Source organism: Enterococcus sp. 3H8_DIV0648 (assembly GCF_002140655.1).
Lineage (GTDB): Bacteria > Bacillota > Bacilli > Lactobacillales > Enterococcaceae > Enterococcus_A > Enterococcus_A hulanensis.
Genome location: NZ_NGLG01000001.1, coordinates 3,558,312 through 3,566,056, shown reverse-complemented (window position 1 = coordinate 3,566,056; position 7,745 = coordinate 3,558,312). Strand labels below are relative to the sequence as shown.

Sequence of the window (7,745 nt, the reverse complement as noted above, 5' to 3'; positions counted from 1 at the left end):
TAACATTTAATATCCACATAAAGCCGATAAAGACAAAAAACAGGCCATACATGATTGGAGAAACTTCTTTACCGCGTTTGGCAGCGATCATTGTGATTGGATAGAAAATGAAACCTAAGGCGATACCATCGGAAATACTATAGGTTAACGGCATGCCGATCAAAATCAAAAATGACGGAATCGCAATTTCAAGTTGATTCCATTTGATCTGGCTTAGTGATTGAGCCATCAAGACACCCACAACGATTAGTGCTGGTGCAGTTACCTGTGAGGTAACCACCGACAGTAATGGGGAGAAGAACAACCCAAAGATAAAGAAGACACCTGTCGTAATAGCGGTCAAGCCTGAACGGCCGCCAACAGCAATACCTGCGGAGGATTCTACATAGGCTCCTACTGGTGAAGTGCCTAATAGTGATCCGGCCAACATCGCAGTAGAATCCGATGCTAATGCTTTACCAACTCGCGGCATTTTATTATCCTTCATAAATCCTGCTTGATTGGCTAGGCCGACTAAAGTTCCGGCAGTATCAAAGAAGGTAACTAATAAGAACGTCAGTACAACGACCCAAAGCTGGAGTGTGTTGATGTCTTTTACATGCTTTAAAGCCACTAAAAAAGTCGGCTTCAAGCTCGGTGCGGCGGAAATGATTTGAGTCGGCGCTTGAATCAAGCCAGTTACTAATCCTAATAAGGTGGTTGCGACCATTCCGATGAATATCCCGCCAGGTACTCGGCGAACCATCAAGATCGCAGTCACGATCAAACCGAAGACCGTTAACCAAGTCGTACCGACACTCATTGAGCCTAAGCCGACCAGAGTCGATTTATTGGCAACGATGATGCCGCCTTCGCTCAAACCTAGAAAAGCAATGAACAAGCCGATCCCGCCAGAGATGGCATATTTTAAATCCGCTGGAATAGCATCAATGATCATCTCACGCAATTTAAAAATCGTGATCAAGATGAAAATCAGCGACGCGACGAATACGCCGGCCAAAGCAGTTTCCCACCGGATACCCATACCGACACAAACGGAATACGCAAAGAAGGCATTGATCCCCAGAGCGGGTGCCGTAGCGATCGGATAACGGGCAAGAACTCCCATCAAAATACAACCCAATGCGCTAGCTAACGCGGTGGCAGTGAAGACAGCTCCCTCGTTCATTCCTGACGCACCTAGGACACTAGGATTGACAAAAAGAATATAAGCCATCGAAATGAAGGTAGTAAAGCCTGCCAAGATTTCTCTTTTTACCGTAGTGTTTAATTTCTCAAGTTCAAAATAGGAATTTATCTTCCCTTTCATGATACTCCTCCTATAAGCTAAAAATGTTCGTAAAATAATAGCATGTTTTTTCAAACAACGAGGATAATCATATAATAAACAGGATAATAAGTAAACAATAATGTATAAACACGACTAAACACGAACATTAACTGGGAAAATAATCTGTTCTATTGAAAACCTTTCCCTCAGCCTAAACAAACTATTGGACAAATAACTCAATCCTCGCTATTTTTGAAAAGGACTCCATTGCTGCCAAGGTTATTCTTTGTTAATGAGCAGACCGTATAAACTATAGATATAAAAGGAGAATTATTTTGAAACAGCTTACCTTTAAACAATTTTGGGAATTGACGGAAATCTACACTGCCCCCTTAAATCTTTTTATTATTTTACTAGGCTATGCCATCGCAAAATTTCAGTTTAACAGTCTGAGACTGCCGGGACCGGAATTTTTCCTATTTGTTTTGATTATCGTGATGTTCCATATCACTGTGAATGTTTTTAACCACTATATGGATTATCGAAATGCCTCTGATGAAAACTACAAACAGCAAACTAATATCATTGGGCGTGATCATTTAGATCTGCACTTTGTTCGCAATTTTTATTTGTTTAGTTTGATCGTTTCCTTCCTATTAGGATTGCTGCTAGTTTTGCGAACGAATTGGGTAATCGGGATTTTAGGAGTCATCGGTTTTTATATTGGCTTGTTTTATTCCTATGGCCGTCGTCCATTGAACAGCCTGCCTATCGCAGAAGCCTTGACTGGTACCGCCAGCGGATTCTTTATTCCGGTAGTGAGCTATTATCTCGCGGTTTATCAAACCCATACCATCACTCTTGCGATGATCGGTAAAGTTTTCTTGATCAGCCTGCCGCTGGTATTGATGATGTTCAATAATTTATTGGCAAATAATACCTGTGATTTGGAAGAGGATATCGAGAATCATCGGAAGACGTTAGTTTATTATTTAGGCAAACCTTTAGCGGTAAAAGTATTATCCAGCGTCTATGTCTTCAGCTTTATCTGGCTGTTCGTTTTAGTTATTGCTGGTATGGCACCATGGACTGTACTGTTTTTAATCTTCCTTTTCCCTAAAAATTGGCAGAGCCTAAAAAAATATCGCGCATTGCAAGACAAGCGGACAACCTTCCCGATCGTCTTAAAAGCGATGTCAGTGATCATGGTACTTTATCCGATTCTTTACTTTATCGGTTCATTTTTTGCATAACAAAAAGCCTGTTTAACTTCCTTAGAGGTGGTTAAACAGGCCTTTGTTTTATACAAGCAGCAGATTGATGTTCAATCCAGTGATGTCGGTCTGCTGTTCTTGCGTAATATGAGAATCTGTAATCAAGTAATCACATTCATCCGGTGTCGCAAATTGCTTGAAGCTGCGCTGGTTGATTTTGCTGGATTCGCACAGTACAATTTTTATCCGACTAATATTCATCAAGCATTTTTTCATTTCTGCTGTTTCATAATTGGGAGTCGAATAGCCATAGTTTTTATCAAAAGAGGTGGTTCCCAAGATTACTTTATCGACAGAAAAGCCGGCCAACCCAAGTGCCACCGAACTGCCTGACACATATGGGTACCCATTGCGGATTGCTCCGCCGATGATTTGAACTTGATAATTGGTCTTTTCGCTTAGCAATAAGGCGATTTCCAAATCATAGGTCAAGATAGTCAGTCGCTTCAACGGACTATTGATCAATCTTTCAGCGAAAGCCCGACAAGAAGTTCCCGTATCAATCGCCAAAATATCATTTTCTTCAATCAAGCGGACTGCTCGCTCTGCGATGCGATATTTTTCATTGGTAAACTCGCGGCTCTTAGGAACAATCTCGACACTCCGTTGGAAGTCGCGCTTAATCACCCCGCCGTGCGTGCGAGTCACCAAGCCTTCATTCTCAAGCTCCCGCAGATCATTTCGAATCGTCGAGCCCGTCACCTTAAACAGATCCGCCAACTCGGCAACCTGCATCCGATTTTTCTCGTTGACTATATTAACGATTGATTGCTTTCGTTCTTCTGCATACAATTGATCATCCATCTTTTATCACCTTTTTGTGTTTTGTTTCATTATAAAAGAAACTGAAAACGTAATCAATTGAACTAAAATTATTCTTTGAAGACAATTACATTTTTTAATCCAATCGCATTTTTAGCATTGTCTAACGCTTCATCAAATTGATCGATCGAATAACGCTTCGTAATCAACTCTTTTAATGGGATTCTGCCGCTGGCGACCAGCTGTGCCGAGGTTCGATACCCCATCAAACTAGCACGAGTACAACCAAAAACTTTTAATTGTTTATAGTGGAGAATATTAGTATTTAGTTTCACTTCTTCTCTTTCTTTCGGCAGACCGCCAAAGAAGAGACAGCGGCCGTTCATCGCCATATAACCGAAGCTTGCTTCTTGTGCTTGTGGAGCCGGCGCGGCAATAATACACAGGTCCGCGCCCTGATTATTCGTTTCGGCAAAGATTTTTTCCTTCAAATCTTCCGAAGTCAGCGTAATCAGATCAGGGATCATTTGCTTCGCATCGGCCAAACGTGCTTCTGACAGATCATTCATCATGACTTTTCCCGCACCTCGAGCTTTCGCCAGCATCGCGTGCATGATCCCGATCGGACCTGATCCAATGATCAAGACATTATCTCCTGGATTGTTTCCGGCGATCTCTTGTCCGTTGAATACACAGCTGAATGGTTCGATCAGGGCTGCTTCTTCATACGACAGTTCATCGGGAATCAACGAGATATTTCCTTGGCGGACAGCCTTTTCGGGAATGACCAAGTATTCTGCAAAACCGCCGGGTAAATTGATCCCAAATGCTTCATAGGTTTCACACAGATGGGTGTTTCCGCTAACGCACTGATCACAAATTCCGCAACCCATATTCGGCGCGATTGCTACTCGCATCCCTGCTTTATAAAAATTGACTGCATCGCCCACTTCGACAATGTCACCTGAAATCTCATGCCCTAAAGTCAATGGCGTTTCTTCGCTTGCAGAAGGATAACCATTCTTATACATCCGAACATCGGTCCCGCAGATCGAGGCTGCTTTAACCTTTATCAAGACTTCCTTTTCGGTTATTTCTGGTTTAGCTAATTCATTTAATTGAATCTTTTCTTTGCCTAATAATTGGATTGCTTTCATTTATCCTTCCACCTCAACAATTCTATTTTCCAGCAGCGAGGTCAAGCCCGCATTAACTAACCGAACCGCCATCAAGCCATCATGGCCCGTGCACTGAGGCGGCGTATCATTCAAAATGCAATCAACAAATGCTTGATCTTCTGCCACATAGGCCTCTCTGAATAAATACATCCAGCTGTGCATCGTCGGCTGAGTCAGCTGCTGATCGCTAGTAGCTACTACGATATTATGCTTGCCTTGATCGCCGACTAAAATACTTCCTTTAGTTCCAAGTATCTCTGTCCGCGCATCATAGCCGTATTGAACATATTGAGCACCATCGATCATCCCCAGCTTGCCATCTGCAAAACGTAGATTCATCGCTACCGTATCATAATAATCAGGAAACTCTTCTTTTACTTCGGGAGAACGATAATTCCCGCCATTAGCATAAATACTGCTCACTTCGCTTCCGGTCAACCAGCGCAAGGTATCCAAGTCATGGCTGTTTACTTCACCGATGGGTCCATTACTTTTATGGATATCAAACATCCAAGGCTTAGGTTCGCTTGGTCCGTGAGTCAGTGATTTCACCAAGACGACATCGCCGATTGCACCAGATTCCACGACTTTTTTAGCTTCTTGAAAACTGGCATCGAAGCGGCGCATAAAGCCGACCTGCAGCTTCACCTGATTTTCTTCCGCCGCCTGAATCATTTCCAGACATTCCGCCTCATCCATCGCCAAGGGCTTCTCACAAAGAATGTGCTTTTTTGCCGCAGCCGCAGCCAATGCGATCTCCTTATGATAGACTGTCGGCGTAACAATCACGACGGCGTCGATCTCGGGATTTTTCATTGCTTCACGATAATCTTCATAGATGTATTGGCACTCCACTTCCTTTTGAGCCAGCTCCAAGCTTTCCTTTGAAGGATCACACAAAGCGATCAATTTTGCCTTTTCAATGCGACGAGCGAAATTTTTCCCATGAATCATCCCAGCTCTGCCTGTCCCTATCAAACAAATGTTAATCAATTCTGTCATGCCGATCATTACTCCTTAGCCGTTTGTTTCTTCTGCGAGAATACTTTTACTGCTGTTACCAAAAATCCGCTGACCGCCGTTCCGATCGCTAGCGCCAAAACATACAACAGGACATTTTCGACTGCGCCTGGAATCAGGAAAACGAAGAAGCCGCCATGAGGAACCGCGATCCCGCACTTGAAGATCATTGACAATGCGCCGGTGATCGCTGAACCAACGGTCACAGATGCTAAAACTCGGATCGGATCTGCCGCCGCAAAAGGAATCGCCCCTTCTGAGATGAATGATAAGCCTAAGACCCAAGCAGATTTCCCTGCTTCGCGTTCTTCTTTACTGTATAAGTTTTTTCCGAGAACAGTTGAGGATAAAGCCATTGCCAACGGAGGTACCATCCCAGAAACCATAACCGCGGCCATCACCATGCTTGTCTCTCCGACACCTAAGTTCGTTAACGAAGCAACTCCGAAGAAGTAAGCCGCTTTCCCAATCGGTCCCGCTAAATCGATCGCCATCATACCGCCTAAAAGCAGCCCCAGCAATACCGAGTTCATACCAGATAAACTATTCAACCAATTCGTGATTCCTTCATTTAATGCCGTAATCGGAATCCCTACGATAAATTTCATTACCAGTCCAACGAACAGGACCGAAATAACTGGAAGAATCAATACCGGCAGCAAACCAGAAAAGGCTGGCGGCAATTTCAGAACTTTCTTCAAGAAATGAACGGTATAACCCGCTAGGAATCCGCCTAGTAATGCCCCTAAGAATCCGGCGTTCATCGAAGACGCGATCATGCCGGCTACCATCCCTGGAACAAGTCCCGGACGATCAGCAATCGAGAAGGCCACATAGCCGCCCAAGATCGGCCACATCAAGCCCATCGCGATTCCGCCCAGTTCATTGATCGCAGAAGCCAGCTCCCCTTTGGCATTGATTCCGCCAAAAGCAAATGCCAATGCGATACAGATCCCGCCAGCTACTACAAATGGGATCATATAGGAAACACCGGTCATGAGATGACTGTATATCCCGCTTTTTTCTGCTTTAGCTTCCGATTTTACGTCCGCTGAAGTCGTATAGATCGCTGCATTAGGTGCCCGATCAAATAAATCATCCGGATGATCGATCGCCTCTGTTACATCGACTTCCAATAAACGCTTGCCATTGAAGCGATCTTTATTAACCGATGTACTCGCTGCGATGATAACGGCATCCGCATCGGCGATCTCTTGCTCGGTTAAAACATTTTCCGCTCCAATCGACCCCTGCGTTTCTACTTTAATCTCGATATTGCGTTTTTTAGCTGCGATCTCTAAATTTTCAGCAGCCATATAAGTGTGTGCGATCCCAGTCGAACACGAAGTAATCCCCACAATTTTCATTTTGTTCACCCTTTCTAGTTAGACAAACTTTTCGAACTCGTTCAGCTTATTAACGCCAACGCTAGTCCGTTAAGCCAGACATTATTCAAAAATCTGATAGATTTCTTCTATATTAGTAACGGTCATCAGCTTTTGACGGACATCCTCATGCATCAGCTTGCGGGACAGTTTGCTCAAGATTCGCAGGTGTTCATCATTTGATGTTTCTGGTACAGCGATCAAAAACATCAAATGAACAGGCTTGCCATCCATTGAGTCGTACTGGATTCCCGCCTGACTGCGGCCAAACGCCAATGAAGGTTCAGTAACAGCCGCACTTTTCCCATGAGGAATCGCTACACCAAATCCGATCCCAGTGGTGCTTTCTTCTTCACGTTTCATGACGGCTTTTAAGTAAGCGCTCTCATTAGTAACAACACCTTCTGATACAAAGGTGTTCGCAAGTTCACTGATCGCTGCTAGTTTATCTGTTGCTTGTAGATCGAAATTGATAAATGCTGGTTTCAATACGTTGCGAATTTCGGTCATTTCTCTACTCCTTTTTCATTCTAATGTATTTATTTTTCCTACCAGAAAAATAAGTTTGATTTTCAAGCCGTATACCATCCAACTAGCTGTCCCTTTCTTTTGAGTTGCGACTACTTCTTATGCGTGCCTCGCTTCTTAATCACTGGGAAAAATTGGACTGGCATCCTTTTTCATTCTAATGTATTTATTTTTCTTTCCAGAAAAATAAGTTTGATTTTCAAGCCGTATACCATCCAACTAGCTGTCCCTTTCTTTTAAGTTGCGGCGACTTCTTGTGCGTACCTCGCTTCTTAATTACTGGGAAAAGTTGGACTGGCATCCTTTTTCATTCTAATGTATTTATTTT

Annotated in this window: 7 protein-coding genes; 1 reads left to right on the top strand and 6 read right to left on the bottom strand. The window is 43.5% G+C overall.

Going from position 1 to position 7,745, the window contains the following annotated elements:
- Window positions 1-1,309 (bottom strand): NCS2 family permease (locus tag A5875_RS16225; RefSeq protein WP_088934553.1); only part of this gene is annotated, 1,309 nt, incomplete at its 3' end.
- A gap of 296 nt (window positions 1,310-1,605) precedes the next feature.
- Between A5875_RS16225 and A5875_RS16220 the strand changes: the two genes are divergently transcribed.
- On the top strand, window positions 1,606-2,523 hold the full coding sequence (locus A5875_RS16220) for a prenyltransferase (RefSeq protein ID WP_088934552.1): 918 nt from the start codon (window positions 1,606-1,608) through the stop codon (window positions 2,521-2,523).
- Window positions 2,524-2,571: 48 nt separating this feature from the next.
- Here A5875_RS16220 and A5875_RS16215 read toward each other — a convergent pair whose 3' ends face one another.
- The 5 genes from A5875_RS16215 to A5875_RS16195 form a co-directional block, all read right to left on the bottom strand.
- A complete protein-coding gene (locus A5875_RS16215) occupies window positions 2,572-3,348 on the bottom strand; it encodes a DeoR/GlpR family DNA-binding transcription regulator (RefSeq protein WP_088934551.1) in 777 nt (258 codons plus the stop codon).
- A gap of 68 nt (window positions 3,349-3,416) precedes the next feature.
- On the bottom strand, window positions 3,417-4,463 hold the full coding sequence (locus A5875_RS16210) for an alcohol dehydrogenase catalytic domain-containing protein (RefSeq protein WP_088934550.1): 1,047 nt from the start codon (window positions 4,461-4,463) through the stop codon (window positions 3,417-3,419).
- A complete protein-coding gene (locus tag A5875_RS16205; protein WP_088934709.1) occupies window positions 4,464-5,486 on the bottom strand; it encodes a Gfo/Idh/MocA family oxidoreductase in 1,023 nt (340 codons plus the stop codon).
- An 8-nt stretch (window positions 5,487-5,494) separates the two neighbouring features.
- Window positions 5,495-6,871 carry a PTS fructose transporter subunit IIC gene (locus tag A5875_RS16200; RefSeq protein WP_088934549.1) on the bottom strand — a complete coding sequence of 459 codons (1,377 nt, stop codon included), beginning with the start codon at window positions 6,869-6,871 and terminating at the stop codon, window positions 5,495-5,497.
- Between the two features lie 81 nt (window positions 6,872-6,952).
- Window positions 6,953-7,399 carry a PTS sugar transporter subunit IIA gene (locus A5875_RS16195; protein ID WP_088934548.1) on the bottom strand — a complete coding sequence of 149 codons (447 nt, stop codon included), beginning with the start codon at window positions 7,397-7,399 and terminating at the stop codon, window positions 6,953-6,955.
- Between the last annotated feature and the right edge of the window lie 346 nt (window positions 7,400-7,745).